The organism is Micromonospora sonchi (assembly GCF_014646235.1).
In the GTDB taxonomy this organism is placed as follows: Bacteria; Actinomycetota; Actinomycetes; order Mycobacteriales; family Micromonosporaceae; genus Micromonospora; species Micromonospora sonchi.
Genome location: NZ_BMNB01000016.1, coordinates 1 through 13,863, shown reverse-complemented (window position 1 = coordinate 13,863; position 13,863 = coordinate 1). Strand labels below are relative to the sequence as shown.

The following is a 13,863-nucleotide window of genomic DNA, read 5'->3' as shown; positions in this document are numbered from 1 at the left end:
GACAGCCCAGAGCCGGACAGCCCAAGGCCGGACAGTCCACAGCCAGACAGTCCACGACGGAGGCAGCGGGATCCGCCGATGCGCCGATGACGGCGATCGAATCCGACCAACCCCCGGCATCCGCGCCATTGCACCCGATGTCCGTGCCGGGTCAGCGGGCGGTGGGTGGGGACGCCGGACGGTTCGGTACGCCGGGGCGGCCGTTGCGGCGCAACAGTTTTCTGGTCGGGTTCACCGGGGCGCTCGGCGTACTGTCCGCGTACGCCGTCTATCTGGGCCTGCGGGACGCGGCCGGGATCCTGGTCCTGGTGGTCATCGCGCTGTTCCTCGCGGTGGGCCTGCACCCGGCGGTGGTCCGGCTACGGTCCCTGGGGCTGCCGCGCGGGCTGGCCGTCGCGGTCGTCGCGCTGACCGTGCTGGCGCTGCTCGGCGCCGGCGTGCTGGCCCTGGTGCCGCCGATCGTGACCCAGACCGGGCAGTTCATCGAGCAGTTGCCGAGCTACCTGGAGGCGCTGCAGCGCAACGAGACCGTCAACGACCTGGTCGTACGCTTCGATTTGATGCGCCGCGCCCAGGAAGCGGCCAGCGCGGACGTGGTCGGCCGGGCGCTGGGCGGCGTGCTCGGCGGCGCGCAGTTGCTGTTCGGCACGGTGTTCCGGGTGCTGACCGTACTGGTGCTGACCATCTATTTTCTGGTCTATTTTGACCGGATGCGCGACCTCGGGTACGCGCTGGTGCCGCGCTCACGGCGGGAGCGGGTGCAGTTGATCGGCGACGAGATACTCACCAAGGTCGGGGCGTACATGGTGGGGGCGCTGACCATCGCGGTGCTGGCCGGCGCGGTCGCGTTCGTGTTCGCGCTGGCCGTCGGGCTGCCGTACCCGTTCGCGCTGGCCATCGTCGTCGCGGTGACCGACCTCATCCCGCAGATCGGCGCGACGATCGGCGCGGTGATCGTCAGCCTGGTCGGCTTCGCCACCAGCCCGTCGGTCGGCATCGCCTGCATGGTCTTCTTCCTGGTCTACCAGCAGATCGAGAACTACCTCGTCTACCCCAAGATCATGCGCCGGTCGGTGCAGGTCAACGAGGTGGCCGCGTTGGTCGCCGCGTTGCTCGGCGTCTCCCTGCTGGGGGTGATCGGCGCGCTGATCGCCATCCCGACCGTGGCCGCCGTCCAGCTCATCCTGCGTGAGGTGGTGATCCCCCGCCAGGACGCCCGCTGAGGCAACGGTGGCTACTCGGCCCGGCGCTGCTGTGGGCCCGACACCGGGACGTCGGCGAAGGCGGCCACCGTGCGGTCGGCGTACGCGCTGGCGTCACCGGTCTCCATCGGGCCGTCCCAGGTGGTGGGCAGCGGCACCGGCACTGCCGGGTTGACCCGTCGGACCACCTCGTCCAGCACGGTCTCGGCGTCGCCGACCCAGAGGTGCTTCGCGCCCGCCACCCCGACCACCTCGGCCTGCGGTATCGCGGCGAACCGCTCGCGGGCCTGCTCCGGGCGCAGGTAGTCGTCGAACTCCGGCACCAGCGCGGTCAGCGGCTTGCCCGACTCGGCCCAGTTGGCCAGGTCGGCCGGCTCGGCGAAGCGCAACGGCGGGGAGAGCAGGATCGCACCGGCCACCGCCGGATCGCAGCCGTACCTGAGCACCAGGTCGGTGCCGAACGACCAGCCGAGCAGCCAGATGTCGGGCAGCTCGTGGAATTCGGCGTACTCGATGGCGGCGGCCACGTCGAAGCGCTCGCCGACGGCCGAGTCGAAGGCCCCCTCGCTGGTGCCCCGCACGCTGCTGGTGCCCCGCGTGTTGAACCGGAGCACGGCCACGTCGGCCAGGGCGGGCAGCCGCCAGGCCGCCTTGCGGAACACGTGGCTGTCCATCATCCCGCCGTGGGTGGGCAGCGGGTGCAGGCAGACCAGGGTGGCCGCCGGCTCCCGGTCGACCGGTCGGGCCAGCTCGCCGACGAGGCGCAGACCGTCCGCGGTGTGCAACTCGATGTCCTCCCGGTGGCCGGGCAGGATCGAGGACGCGCGGATGCTCTTGCTCACCCCGCCAGTTTCCCCCACCCCGAGCCGCGCCGCCCACCGAGCCGCCGAGGTGTAAGGAAGGGCACCTTATTAACGCCTGCGGTAGAGGAAGGGCCCCCTTTTAACGCCGCGACACCGCCGCGTACGGCCCGCAGCGGTCAGCTGTGGCGCGGGCCGCGACCGCGCTGGATGATCGGGCCACGCCGCTCGCGGGCCCGCCAGCACCCGCTGTGCCAGTGCCGCCGATCGGTGAGGTCGCCCCGGCCGTCCGCGGGCCACGCCACCACGTGCGCCACACCGGGGCGGATCTCCTGGTCACACCCCGGGCAGCGGTACGTCTTGGCCGACGCGCCGCCGCTGATCCCGCGTACCTGCCAGTCGCCGTCCCGCCATCGCTGCACCGCGGCGACGCCGTGCCGGAGCCGTTCGACATCCAGGCGTTCGGCGTCCTCGCGACGGGGGCGGTTACGACGGGGGCTCACGTCATCCAGCGTACGACCGACGCGACGGGCGACCCCGCACGGGCTCCGGCGTGATCGCCGCCGCCACCGAACTCGGGCCCGGTGTTAATAGGGGGCCCCTCCTCTACCGCAGGCGTTAATAGGGGGCCCCTCCTTACATCCGTCAGCGAAAGCCGCGGGCGGTTTTGTGGCCGAGGTGGCCGGCGGTGACCATCTGTTCGAGCAGCGGCACGGGGGCGAGGCCGGGTTCGCGCAGCTGGCGGTAGAGGCTCCGCTGGACGGCCAGCGCCACGTCCAGGCCGACCGTGTCGAGCAGCTCGAACGGGCCCGTCGGGTAGCCGCAGCCGAGCTTCATCGCATGGTCGATGTCGTCGACGGTGGAGTAGTTGGCCTCCAGCATCCGCACCGCGTCGTTGAGGTACGGGAACAACAGCGCGTTGACGATGAAGCCGGCCCGGTCTCCGCAGACCACGCCGGTCTTGCCGAGCGTGGCACAGACGGCCCGAGCGGCGGCGGTGGTCTGCGCCGAGGTGCGGATGGTCCGGACGATCTCCACCAGCGGCACGGCGACCGGGTCGAAGAAGTGCAGGCCTACCACGTCGGCCGGGCGCTGGGTGGCCATCGCCACCTCGATCACCGGCAGCGACGAGGTGGTGGTGACCAGCACCACGCCGGGCTTGCAGATCTCGTCCAGGCTGGCGAAGAGCGCCTTCTTGACGTCCAGTTCCTCGACCACCGCCTCGACCACCAGGTCGACGTCGGCCAGTTGTTCGAGTGCTTCGGGGGTGGCTGACACGACCTCGTACCCGGCCCTGGCGAAGACCTCGATCAGGCCACTGGCCGTCGCGCCGGCGCCGACCACGCCCACCTTCGCGATCCCGTGCGCCCCGTCGGCCGCCGCCGACTCCGCCGGGCCCGGCGTGTACTCATCCGGTACGACCCTCGACGAACCGGGCCGCTCGTAGGTGTAGAAGCCCCGGCCCGACTTTCGACCGAGCAGTCCCGCGGTCACCATCTGCCGGAGCAGCGGCACCGGGGCGTGGCGGCGGTCCCGCCCACCGTGCCGGTACATGGTGTTCAGGATCTCGTACGCGGTGTCCAGGCCGATGAGGTCCAGCAGGGCGAGGGGGCCCATCGGCAGCCCGCAGCCGAGCTTCATCGCCGCGTCGATGTCCTCGCGGCTGGCGTACCCGGTCTCGAACATGTCGACCGCCTGGTTGAGGTAGCCGAACAGCAGGGCGTTGGCGATGAACCCGGCCCGGTCGCTGATGGTCACGTCGACCTTGCCGAGGCGTCCGCAGAGGGCTTCCAGATCGGCCACCACGTCGGGGGAGGTGACCACCGTACGCACGACCTCGACCAGCTTCATCACCGGTGCGGGATTGAAGAAGTGCAGCCCGACGACCTGCTCGGGCCGGGCGGTGGCCACGGCGATCTCGGTGACGCTCAGCGACGAGGTGTTGGTGGCGAGAATGGCCTCCGGCTGGCAGACCCGGTCCAGCTCGGCGAAGATCCGCTGCTTGAGGTCGAGGCGCTCGGGCACCGCCTCGATCACCAGGTCCGCCGAGCGCAGCGCGTCCATCCCGACGGCGAAGGTGACCCGGCCCAGTAGCGCGTCCCGGTCCGCCTCGGCGAGCTTGCCCCTGGCCACCGCCCGGTCCGTGGAGCCGGTCAGGTGGGCCCGCCCGCGTTCCAGGGCAGCCTCGGAAATCTCCACGGCGACCACGTCGATGCCGTTGCGGGCGAAGACCTCGACGATTCCGGCACCCATGGTGCCCAGCCCCACCACGCCCACGCTGGTGAACTCACGCGCCACGACCGGCCTCCCTGCTCACTCCGTACCGGCCGAGATTGAACGGCCGCTAAGGTCATGCGCGGGAGTCTGCCACGTGCCCGGTTGTCGAGGCGCGGTGGGCTGTGTCACCGGCCGCCGCGAGCGCCAGGGGCAGCATCAGGGTCTGCCGTCGGTCCTGCCGTGCCGCCCCGAAACTCAACCCCACCGGATCGGTACGCGCCACCCCTGGATCATGGAAACGCAACTCGGTGCGGCCGAGCCGGATCACGTCGCCGTCGGTGAGTCGGGTCAGCCCGCTGGTCCTGCCGCCGTTCACCCAGGTGCCGTTCGTGGAGTCGAGGTCCGCCAGGGCCACCCCTTCGTCGGCGAGCCGGATCTCGGCGTGCCGCCGGCTCAGGTGCGGGTCGTACACGACGATGTCGACCGCCGGGTCCCGGCCGATCACCTGCGGCTGCCGGCGCAGCCGGAACCCGACCCCGCGCATCGGACCACTCGCCACCGTCAGCAGCGGCAACAGTTGGCATTCATTCATCATGGACAGTCAGCCCCCACCCCAGAGATCACCCTGCGTCAGGGTGCCATCACCAGATGGCCACCCACACCACCGCCCGGTCAACCATCAGTGACCGGGTGGGCACTTTGCGCTCGAACCTTGCGTCGGCCAGACCCCGTCCGGCATCCCTACCGACCGGTAGGAACCGGGTCTAAACTTCCGCCATGAATGCTGTGCGGATCCCCGGCACCGCGGTGATCGAGGGCGACCAGCTGGTTTCGACCAGCCCGGCGACGGGCGGCGAGGCGGGGCGGGTCCCGGTGGCCGGCACGGCGGATGTCGTACGCGCCGTGGAGCAGGCCCGCGTCGCGGGTAACTGGTGGGCGGGGCTCGGCTTCACCGGGCGACGCGAACGGCTGCTGCGCTGGCGACGGCTGCTCGCCCAGCGGATGGAGCAGCTCGCGGAGCTGGTGCACGCGGAGGGCGGCAAGCCGATCCCCGACGCGCTGGTCGAGATCGTGATCGCCGTGGAGCACATCGACTGGGCCGCCCGCAACGCACGTCGGGTGCTCGGTGCCCGGCGGGTCCGCTCCCGGCTCGTCCTGGCCGAGTTCTCGGCCCACCTGGAGTACCAGCCGTACGGGGTGGTCGGCGTCATCGGTCCGTGGAACTACCCCGTCTTCACTCCCATCGGCTCCCTCGCGTACGCGCTGGCCGCCGGCAACGCCGTGGTCTTCAAGCCCAGCGAGTACACCCCGGTCGTCGGGCAGTGGCTGGTCGACACCTTCGCCGAGGTCGTGCCCGAGCAGCCCGTGTTCACCGCGGTACACGGGCTCGGTGACGTCGGGGCGGCACTGTGCCGGGCCGGCGTCGACAAGCTCGCCTTCACCGGTTCGGCGGCGACCGCACGGAAGGTGATGGCGGCCTGTGCCGAGTCGCTGACCCCGGTGCTCCTCGAGGCCGGCGGCAAGGACGCGATGATCGTCGACGCCGACGCCGACCTGGACGCCGCCGCCGAGGCGTGCGTCTGGGGCGCGATGACCAACGCCGGGCAGACCTGCATCGGCATCGAGCGGGTCTACGCCGTGGAACCGGTGTTCGACGCCTTCGTCGACAAGGTCGTCGAGCGCGCCGGGCGGCTCACCGTGGGCCCGGACGACGCGGACATCGGCCCGATCACCATGCCGAGCCAACTCGACGTCATCCGCCAGCACATCTCCGACGCCCTGGCCCGGGGTGGTCGGGCGGCGCTCGGCGGGCCGGACGCCGTGCAGCCGCCGTACGCGCATCCCACCGTGCTGGTGGACGTGCCCGAGGATTCCGTCGCGGTCCGCGAGGAGACCTTCGGTCCCACCCTGACGATCAACCGGGTCCGCGACGCGGACGAGGCCGTCGCCCGTGCCAACGCCCTGCCGTACGGCCTGGGTGGCTCGGTCTTCGGCCGGCGCCGGGCGGCGTCCGTCGCCCGGCGACTGCGCTCCGGGATGGCCTCGGTCAACTCGACCCTCACCTTCGCCGGGATGTCCACCCTCCCGTTCGGCGGGGTCGGCGAGTCGGGCTTCGGCCGGATCCACGGCGCGGACGGGCTACGCGAGTTCGCCCGCGCCAAGGCGGTGACCCGCCGCCGGGCCCGCTCGCTGCTGCCCTCGACCACGTTCGAACGCACCCCGGCCGACGTCGCCCGCCTGGTGAAGGCGGTCAAGATGCTGTACGGCAGGTGACCCTAGAACAGCGTCAGTTCGTCGCGCTCGATGCCGCGTAGCCGGTCGTAGTCCACCACCACACAGCGGATGCCGCGGTCCGTGGCGAGCACCCGGGCCTGTGGCTTGATCTCCTGCGCGGCGAAGACCCCGGCGACCGGGGCGAGCAGCGGATCGCGGTTGAGCAGTTCGAGGTAGCGGGTGAGCTGCTCCACGCCGTCGATCTCGCCACGGCGCTTCACCTCGACCGCGACCGTGCCCTGGTTGGCGTCCCGGCAGAGCAGGTCGACCGGGCCGATGGCGGTCATGTACTCGCGCCGGATGAGGGTGAACCCCTCGCCCAGCGCCTCCGGACTGGCCGCCAGCAGTTCCTGGAGGTGCGCCTCCACGCCGTCCTTGCGCAGCCCGGGATCGACACCCAGATCGTACGAGGTGTCCTGGAAGATCTCCTCCAGGGTGATCCGCAGTTCCTCGCCGGCCTTGTTGACCACCCGCCAGACGCCGGGCGCCTCCTCCAGCCGACAGGGAGGGCTCATCCAGTTCAACGGCTTGTACGCCCGGTCGTCGGCGTGGATCGACACCGACCCGTCCGCCTTCACCATCAGCAGCCGGGTAGCCGGCGGCAGGTGGGCCGAGAGCCGTCCGACATAGTCCACCGAGCACTTCGCAATCACCAACCGCACCCGACGAGGGTAGCCGAGGCCGTCGGGAAACGCCGCCGAGCGCCACTGGCGTGCCGGTGCGATGCTGAAATGGTGCTCGAATTGCTCACCGGTACCGGTCTCGCCGCCTCGGCGGGGCTGAACGCGTACATCCCGTTGCTGGTGACCGGCCTGCTGGCCCGCTACACCAGCGTGATCGACCTGCCCGGCGGCTGGCAGTGGCTCGGCAACGAGTGGGTGCTGGGCATCCTCGCCGTGCTGCTCGCCGTCGAGGTCGTCGCCGACAAGGTGCCGGTGGTCGACCACGTCAACGACGTGGTGCAGACGGTGGTCCGCCCGACCGCAGGCGGCCTGGCATTCGGTGCGGGTTCGGCCGCCGACACGGTGACGGTGAGCGACCCGGACAGCTTCTTCGCCAGCACCGGCCAGTGGCTTCCGGTGCTGGTCGGGGTGCTCATCGCGCTCGGCGTACACCTTCTCAAGTCCGCCGCCCGGCCGGTGATCAACGCGACCACGGCCGGGTTCGGGGCCCCGGTGGCGAGTACCGCCGAGGACGCCACCAGCGTGCTGATGTCGCTCGTCGCGATCATCCTGCCGGTGCTGGTGCTGGCGTTCCTGGTCGGTTTCGTCCTTTTCCTGCCCTGGTTCCTCAGGCGTCGCGCGGACCGCCGCCGGGAGCGCCGAGCCGCCCGGGAGGCCGGCTTCCGGGTCTGATCCACATACGTGGATCGGGCACCCGCACCATTTGGCGGGCGGAGTTGAGATGATCCCGCGGTGTCCGTGAAAATCTCCCGCGTTCCGCTTCTCGCCACCCTCGCCGCCGTGCTCAGTGCGGTGGTCCTGCTGGCCGTCGCGAATCCACTCCGGCAGCCCGACGGCGTCGGCGCCTTCGTCGAACCATCCACCACCGGCCGGGACGCGGCGGCGATCGCCGACGGGACAGCGGACCAGGGACCGGGCGACCCCGCGTCGACGGGCAGTCCGACGCCGGCCGAGATCCTGCCCGGCGCGACCTCTCCGGGAACCCTGCCGCCGGTGGTCGACCACGGTCCACGCACCGGCAACAAGGTCGCGCTCACCTTCGACGCGGACATGACCGACGCCATGCGGTACCAACTGCGCAGCGGCGCCGTGCGGTCGTACGCCAACCTCAAGATCATCGACCTGCTGGAGCAGGAAGGGGTACCAGCGACCTTCTTCCTGACCGGCAAGTGGGTCGAGCAGTACCCGGACGTGACCCGCCGACTCGCCGCCAATCCCCGCTTCGAGTTGGCCAACCACACCTACGGGCACCTGGCCTTCACCGCGGACTGCTACGGCCTGCCCCGCATCGAGCGGCGGAAGATGACCGCCGACGTGGCCGGCACCTTCGACATCGTGAGCGCGTACGGCGGACGGCAGACCCGGTACTTCCGCTTCCCGGGTCTCTGCCACGATCGGGCCGCGCTGACCGAACTGGCCCCGCTCGGTCTCACGGTCGTCGACGGCGACGTGGTCAGCGGCGACCCGTTCGCGACCGCCTGGCGACCGATCGTGCGGGCCGTACTGGACAAGGTACGCCCCGGCTCGGTGGTCGTCCTCCACGTGACGGAGGCCAACGCGCCGATGACCGACGAGGCACTGCCGCACATCCTGGCCGGCTTGGCCGAGCGCGGTCTCGAGCCGGCCCTGCTCTCCGAGGTCCTCAACGGCTGAGCAGCGCGGCCCGGGCAAGGGCCCCGCGTAGCCGTGCGGCTCCCCCGGCAGGCGGCCCCGCCCATGACCGGAATCAGGTCCCGCAAATCCTCTAAATGCCTAAAATCGGGCAAGAGCCTAGAGGAGGTCGCCATGACCGCAGCGATCGAGATGCCCCGGGTCCAGGAGTGTGTGGTGGCCGCCTGCGCGTACAACCACACCGGCGACTGCCACGCCTTCGCCATCACGATCGGCAGCCTGGATCACGCGCACTGCCACACCTTCATCGAGATGCCCTCGGTGCGGGCCGGGGTGGACGGGCAGGTCGCCCAGGTGGGCGCGTGCCAGCGCGCCGATTGCCGGCACAACGCGCAGTTGGAGTGCCGCGCCCCGTCGATCCGGGTCGGCCCGGACGCGGACATGGCGGACTGCATGACGTACGCCAGCCGCTGAGGCGCCCTGGGCGCGCTGTTAAGAAGGGGCCCTTCCTCTACACGAGGCGTTAATAAGGTGCCCTTCCTTACACCCCCTCGGATGGGTGTTGCTGGTGGGGCGCACACTTGGGGGCATGAGTGACGAGGTCGCGATCCGGGTCCGTGGGCTGCGCAAGGCGTACGGCGACAATGTCGCGGTGGCCGGCCTGGACCTGGACGTCCACCGGGGCGAAGTATTCGCCCTGCTCGGGCCAAACGGCGCGGGCAAGAGCACCACGGTGGAGATCCTGGAGGGCTACCGCCGGCGCGACGCCGGCGAGGTGCAGGTCCTGGGCATCGACCCCGAGTCGGTCCTCGGCACCCGGCGAGCGCGCTCCTCGGAGGGCCTCGCTGCGGACTGGCGCAGCCGGGTCGGCATCGTGCTCCAGGGGACCGGTGAGTTCGACGAGTTGACCGTCGCCGAGGTGGTGAGCCATTTCGCCGGCTTCTACCCGTCCGGGGACGACCCGGACAAGGTGATCGAGCGGGTCGGCCTGGCCGGCAAGGCCCGCGCCCGTACGCACACCCTCTCCGGCGGGCAGAAGCGGCGCCTCGACGTGGCGCTGGGCATCATCGGCCGCCCCGCGCTGCTCTTTCTCGACGAGCCGACCACCGGCTTCGACCCGGAGGCCCGGCGTGAGTTCTGGGAGCTGATCCGGGATCTCTCCGCCGCCGGCACCACCATCGTGCTCACCACTCACTACCTGGACGAGGCCGAGGCGCTCGCCGACCGGGTCGGCGTGATCGCCGGTGGCCGACTGATCGAGGTCGCCGCGCCGGACAGCCTGGGCAGGCGGCGGGAGGCGCTGGCCACGGTCTCCTGGCGTACGCCCGACGGTCAGGTCGAGAGCGCGGAGAGCGCGACGCCGACGGCGCTGGTGACGGAGCTGGCCGCGCGCTTCGGCGGGGAGGTGCCGGGCCTGACCGTCACCCGGCCCACCCTGGAAGACATCTACCTGCGGATGATCGGACAACGATGACCACCACGACGAAGCCGGCCGCCCCGGTCGCCGCACCCGCAACCCGTCGGCTCGGCCCGGCCCGGCTCGCCCTGCGGCAGGGACGGCTGGAGATCCGGCAGTTCCTGCGCAGCCGGGAGTCCGTGGTGTTCACCCTGGGCTTCCCGGTCATCATGGTGCTGATCTTCGCGTCGATCTTCAAGGACGAGATCGCGCCGGGGGTGAGCTACACGCAGTACTTCGTCACCGGCATGATCGCGACCGGTCTGATGACCGTCAGCTTCCAGAACCTCGGCATCTGGATCCCGATCGAGCGGGACCGCGGCGTGCTCAAGCGCTACCGGGGCACACCAATGCCGAAGTGGGTGTGGTTCGCCGGCAAGGTGATCATGGTGCTGGTGACCGGCGTGGTGATGACCGCCCTCCTGCTCGCCGTTTCGGTCACCCTGTTCGACCTGGACCTGCCGGGCACCGCGACCGCCTGGCTGACCTTCGGCTGGGTCAGCACGCTGGGCATCACCGCCTGCACCCTCTGCGGGATCGCCATCTCGTCGTTGGCCCGTACCGCCCGCAGCGGTTCGGCGGTGGTCACCCCGGTGGCGCTGGTGCTCCAGTTCATCTCCGGGGTCTTCTTCGTCTTCACCAACCTGCCGGACTGGATGCAGCAGGTGGCGGCGATCTTCCCGCTGAAGTGGATGTGCCAGGGGCTGCGCGCGGTCTTCCTGCCGGAGAGCTTCGGCGCCCAGGAGCCCGGCGGCTCGTTCGAGCTGACCCGGGTCGCCCTGGTCCTCGCCGCGTGGTGCGTGATCGGCCTGGTGCTCTGCCTCACCACCTTCCGCTGGACCACCCGCCGCGACGGCTGACGCGGCTCAGAACGACAGGTCGGGTCCCTCGGGCGTGGTGGCCCGTTCGACCTCGATGCCGAGCGCCCGCAGGTCAGCCACGAAGTCGGGATAGCCCCGGTCGACGTGGTGCACGTGGGACACCTCGGTGACCCCGTCGGCGCAGAGCCCGGCGATGATCAGCCCGGCGCCGGCTCTGATGTCGGTGGCACGTACCGGTGCGCCGGAGAGGCGGTCCCGGCCGCGTACCACCGCGTGATGCCCGTCGGTCTTGATGTCCGCGCCCAGCCGCATCATCTCGTTGGCGAACATGAACCGGCCGTCGAAGATGTTCTCGGTGATCAGTGACGCGCCGTCACTGAGCGCGGCGAGCCCGATCGCCATCGGCAGCAGGTCGGTGGCGAAGCCCGGGTAGGGCAGCGTCACCACGTCGACCGAGCGCGGGCGGTCGTCCATGCGTACCCGGAAGGCGTCCGCCCGGGTCTCCACCAACCCACCGGCCGCGACCACCTTGTCGAGCGCGACCTCCAGGAACGCCGGGTCCACGCCGGTCACGGTGACGTCGCCACGGGTCATCGCCGCGCCGAAGGCCCAGGTCCCGGCGACGATCCGGTCCCCCACGGTGGCGTGCCGGACCGGCTCCAGTCGGGGTACGCCGACAATCCTGATGGTGGACGTGCCCTCGCCCTCGATCAACGCACCCATCCGCTGGAGCATGGTGCAGATGTCCACGATCTCCGGCTCCCGGGCGGCGTTGTCGATCACGGTGGTGCCGTTGGCCAGCACCGCCGCCATGACCAGGTTCTCGGTTGCCCCGACGCTGGGAAAATCCAACGTGATCTCCGCGCCGTGCAGGCCGTCGGGCGCGGAAGCGATCACGAAGCCGTGCTCGCCCGAGATGTCGGCGCCCATCCGGGTCAGCCCGGAGACGTGCATGTCCAGCCCGCGCGAGCCGATCGCGTCGCCGCCCGGGTGGGCCACCCGCACGTATCCGCGCCGGGCCAGCAGCGGGCCGAGCACACAGATGGACGCGCGCAGCCGGCGGACCAGGTCGTAGTCGGCCTCGACGCCCGGCTGCTCCGGTACGTCGATGGCAACCGACCGGGAGCGGGGCACGCCGCCGCCCGCGACCATCGGATCGACCGGGTCGTCCGCGTCGAACCGTACGTCGCAGCCGAGCCGGCGCAACACCTCGCCCATGATCGCGATGTCGGTGATCCGCGGCACGTTGGTGATCACGGTCCGGCCGGGGGCCAGCAACGCGGCGGCCATCAGCTTCAGCGCCGAGTTCTTCGCGCCAACCACGTGCACGGTGCCGGCGAGCCGGGCCGCGCCGGACACCCGGATGACATCGACGTCGGCGATCCCGGGATCACCAGCGTCACCCGGCCCCACCCCGACGGACCGGCCCGGCCCCGCCTCCGGTCGCGTCGGGATGGTCAGGTCCGGGATCCGTAGGCTGTGCGTCATGGCCGTCCACCTCACGCGCATCTACACCAAGGCCGGCGACGCCGGCATGACCAGGCTGAGCAACAACGAACAGGTCCCGAAGACCGACCCACGGATCGCCGCGTACGCCGACGTCGACGAGTGCAACGCCGCGCTCGGCGTGGCGCTCGCCCTGGGCCAGCTCGGCGACGACCTGCGGGCGGTGCTCGGGCAGATCCAGAACGACCTGTTCGACGTGGGGGCCGACCTGTCCACCCCCGTCGAACCGGACCCGAAGTACCCACCGCTGCGGGTCACCGAGGAGTACGTCGAGCGTCTCGAGGGCTGGTGCGACGAGTACAACGGGCGCCTGAGCAAGCTCGACTCCTTCATTCTCCCGGGCGGCACCACGGGCGCGGCACTACTGCACGTGGCGCGGACGATCGCCCGGCGCGCCGAGCGGGCGGCGTGGGCCCTCGTCGCACACGACCCCGACCGGACCAGCCCTCTCCCGGCAAAGTATCTCAACCGGCTTTCGGATCTGCTCTTTATCCTGTCAAGAACGGCGAATCCGGACGGAGATGTGCTATGGGTGCCGGGCGGAGGCCGGTGACGGTCGGTGCGCTGCACCACGTGGAACTCTGGGTACCCGACCTGGGCGCGGCAATGCACAGTTGGGGCTGGCTGCTCGGTGAATTGAGCTGGACGCCGTTCCAGGAGTGGCCGGCCGGCCGTTCCTGGCGGCTCGGCCCGACATATCTGGTACTGGAGGAGTCGCCCGCGCTCTCCGGCCGGCGGCACGACCGGCTCGCCCCCGGCCTCAACCACCTGGCCTTCCACGCCGGCTCGCCCGCCGCCGTGGACCGGCTGGTCGAACAGGCCCCGGCGTACGGCTGGAAGTTGCTCTTCCCTGACCGCCACCCGTACGCCGGCGGGCCCGACACCTACGCCGGTTACCTGGCCGACGGGCAGGGGTACGAGGTCGAACTGGTGGCGTCTTCCTGAGCGGAGACGTCCACGGGCCTTTCGGGGCTGGGCACCCGGTGGTGGCGCTGGGGTCAGGGCGAAATGCCAACTGGCCGGCACCCCGGGTGGGGTGCCGGCCAGTCTGCTCCGTCACATCGTGGGTCAGCTGTTCCAGTGCTGGGCGACCAGGTCAGCGGCCTGCTGCTCCCACTGGGCGTAGTGGTCCGGGTACGCCGACACCTGCACCGTCTGCGCGGCCTTGGTCAGCGGCATGTCCTGCCAGCCGTTGACCTGCTTGAGGCCCTTCAGGAAGGCGGTGGTGGAGTACTCGGGGTCGGTGATCTGCTCGACCGTGCCCCACCCGCTGGACGGGCGCTGCTGGAACAG

The 13,863-nt window shown here is 71.0% G+C and carries 15 protein-coding genes and 1 pseudogene; 9 read left to right on the top strand and 7 right to left on the bottom strand.

Annotated elements, in window-relative coordinates:
- The first annotated feature begins 137 nt into the window (after nt 1–137).
- Nucleotides 138–1,223: an AI-2E family transporter gene (locus IEY61_RS17760; protein WP_189045727.1), complete on the top strand. Its 1,086-nt coding sequence runs from the start codon at nt 138–140 to the stop codon at nt 1,221–1,223.
- An 11-nt stretch (nt 1,224–1,234) separates the two neighbouring features.
- On the opposite strand, the gene IEY61_RS17755 is transcribed toward IEY61_RS17760, so the two are convergent.
- From IEY61_RS17755 to IEY61_RS17740, 4 genes are all read right to left on the bottom strand, one after another.
- A complete protein-coding gene (locus IEY61_RS17755; protein WP_189045725.1) occupies nt 1,235–2,044 on the bottom strand; it encodes an alpha/beta hydrolase in 810 nt (269 codons plus the stop codon).
- Nucleotides 2,045–2,181: 137 nt separating this feature from the next.
- A complete protein-coding gene (locus tag IEY61_RS17750; RefSeq protein WP_189045723.1) occupies nt 2,182–2,505 on the bottom strand; it encodes an Rv1322 family protein in 324 nt (107 codons plus the stop codon).
- Between the two features lie 142 nt (nt 2,506–2,647).
- Entirely contained in the window at nt 2,648–4,300 is a 1,653-nt protein-coding gene (locus tag IEY61_RS17745; RefSeq protein ID WP_189045720.1) for a 3-hydroxyacyl-CoA dehydrogenase family protein, read from the bottom strand.
- A gap of 52 nt (nt 4,301–4,352) precedes the next feature.
- Nucleotides 4,353–4,811 (bottom strand): FHA domain-containing protein, encoded by a 459-nt coding sequence (locus IEY61_RS17740; RefSeq protein WP_229706006.1) that lies wholly within the window; start codon nt 4,809–4,811, stop codon nt 4,353–4,355.
- Between the two features lie 185 nt (nt 4,812–4,996).
- Between IEY61_RS17740 and IEY61_RS17735 the strand changes: the two genes are divergently transcribed.
- Nucleotides 4,997–6,493, top strand: coding sequence for an aldehyde dehydrogenase family protein (locus IEY61_RS17735; RefSeq protein ID WP_189045716.1), 1,497 nt, complete (start codon nt 4,997–4,999; stop codon nt 6,491–6,493).
- A gap of 2 nt (nt 6,494–6,495) precedes the next feature.
- Here IEY61_RS17735 and nucS read toward each other — a convergent pair whose 3' ends face one another.
- Nucleotides 6,496–7,155: an endonuclease NucS gene (gene nucS / locus IEY61_RS17730; RefSeq protein ID WP_189045714.1), complete on the bottom strand. Its 660-nt coding sequence runs from the start codon at nt 7,153–7,155 to the stop codon at nt 6,496–6,498.
- A 72-nt stretch (nt 7,156–7,227) separates the two neighbouring features.
- Here nucS and IEY61_RS17725 point away from each other — a divergent pair, with 72 nt between their 5' ends.
- The 5 genes from IEY61_RS17725 to IEY61_RS17705 all read left to right on the top strand — a co-directional run bounded on the left by IEY61_RS17725 (nt 7,228) and on the right by IEY61_RS17705 (nt 11,103).
- Complete coding sequence (locus tag IEY61_RS17725) at nt 7,228–7,848, top strand: DUF4126 domain-containing protein (protein ID WP_189045991.1); 621 nt, start codon at nt 7,228–7,230, stop codon at nt 7,846–7,848.
- Between the two features lie 60 nt (nt 7,849–7,908).
- Nucleotides 7,909–8,829 (top strand): polysaccharide deacetylase family protein, encoded by a 921-nt coding sequence (locus tag IEY61_RS17720; protein WP_229706005.1) that lies wholly within the window; start codon nt 7,909–7,911, stop codon nt 8,827–8,829.
- Nucleotides 8,830–8,961: 132 nt separating this feature from the next.
- On the top strand, nt 8,962–9,261 hold the full coding sequence (locus IEY61_RS17715) for a DUF1540 domain-containing protein (protein ID WP_189045712.1): 300 nt from the start codon (nt 8,962–8,964) through the stop codon (nt 9,259–9,261).
- Nucleotides 9,262–9,376: 115 nt separating this feature from the next.
- Nucleotides 9,377–10,261, top strand: a complete 885-nt coding sequence (locus IEY61_RS17710; RefSeq protein ID WP_189045710.1) for an ABC transporter ATP-binding protein — start codon at nt 9,377–9,379, stop codon at nt 10,259–10,261.
- Complete coding sequence (locus IEY61_RS17705) at nt 10,258–11,103, top strand: ABC transporter permease (protein ID WP_189045708.1); 846 nt, start codon at nt 10,258–10,260, stop codon at nt 11,101–11,103. Before IEY61_RS17710 ends, IEY61_RS17705 begins: the two co-directional genes overlap by 4 nt.
- Nucleotides 11,104–11,109: 6 nt before the next feature.
- Here IEY61_RS17705 and murA read toward each other — a convergent pair whose 3' ends face one another.
- Nucleotides 11,110–12,552, bottom strand: a complete 1,443-nt coding sequence (murA, locus tag IEY61_RS17700; protein ID WP_189045706.1) for a UDP-N-acetylglucosamine 1-carboxyvinyltransferase — start codon at nt 12,550–12,552, stop codon at nt 11,110–11,112.
- Between murA and IEY61_RS17695 the strand changes: the two genes are divergently transcribed.
- Both IEY61_RS17695 and IEY61_RS17690 read left to right on the top strand, forming a co-directional pair.
- Nucleotides 12,551–13,123, top strand: coding sequence for a cob(I)yrinic acid a,c-diamide adenosyltransferase (locus IEY61_RS17695; protein ID WP_189045704.1), 573 nt, complete (start codon nt 12,551–12,553; stop codon nt 13,121–13,123). The two genes, murA and IEY61_RS17695, sit on opposite strands and share 2 nt — an antisense overlap.
- Nucleotides 13,099–13,515, top strand: a complete 417-nt coding sequence (locus IEY61_RS17690; RefSeq protein ID WP_189045702.1) for a VOC family protein — start codon at nt 13,099–13,101, stop codon at nt 13,513–13,515. Before IEY61_RS17695 ends, IEY61_RS17690 begins: the two co-directional genes overlap by 25 nt.
- Nucleotides 13,516–13,638: 123 nt before the next feature.
- Here IEY61_RS17690 and IEY61_RS17685 read toward each other — a convergent pair.
- A pseudogene (locus IEY61_RS17685) lies at nt 13,639–13,863 on the bottom strand (hypothetical protein); the annotation flags it as partial.

Excerpts from the sequence above, each read along its gene's own strand:
- IEY61_RS17760 (WP_189045727.1), top strand. The coding sequence starts at position 138 with ATGTCCGTGCCGGGTCAGCGGGCGGTGGGTGGGGACGCCGGACGGTTC.
- IEY61_RS17740 (WP_229706006.1), bottom strand. The coding sequence starts at position 4,811 with ATGAATGAATGCCAACTGTTGCCGCTGCTGACGGTGGCGAGTGGTCCG.
- IEY61_RS17735 (WP_189045716.1), top strand. The coding sequence starts at position 4,997 with ATGAATGCTGTGCGGATCCCCGGCACCGCGGTGATCGAGGGCGACCAG.
- IEY61_RS17715 (WP_189045712.1), top strand. The coding sequence starts at position 8,962 with ATGACCGCAGCGATCGAGATGCCCCGGGTCCAGGAGTGTGTGGTGGCC.
- IEY61_RS17710 (WP_189045710.1), top strand. The coding sequence starts at position 9,377 with ATGAGTGACGAGGTCGCGATCCGGGTCCGTGGGCTGCGCAAGGCGTAC.
- IEY61_RS17705 (WP_189045708.1), top strand. The coding sequence starts at position 10,258 with ATGACCACCACGACGAAGCCGGCCGCCCCGGTCGCCGCACCCGCAACC.
- IEY61_RS17695 (WP_189045704.1), top strand. The coding sequence starts at position 12,551 with ATGGCCGTCCACCTCACGCGCATCTACACCAAGGCCGGCGACGCCGGC.
- murA (WP_189045706.1), bottom strand. The coding sequence starts at position 12,552 with ATGACGCACAGCCTACGGATCCCGGACCTGACCATCCCGACGCGACCG.
- IEY61_RS17690 (WP_189045702.1), top strand. The coding sequence starts at position 13,099 with ATGGGTGCCGGGCGGAGGCCGGTGACGGTCGGTGCGCTGCACCACGTG.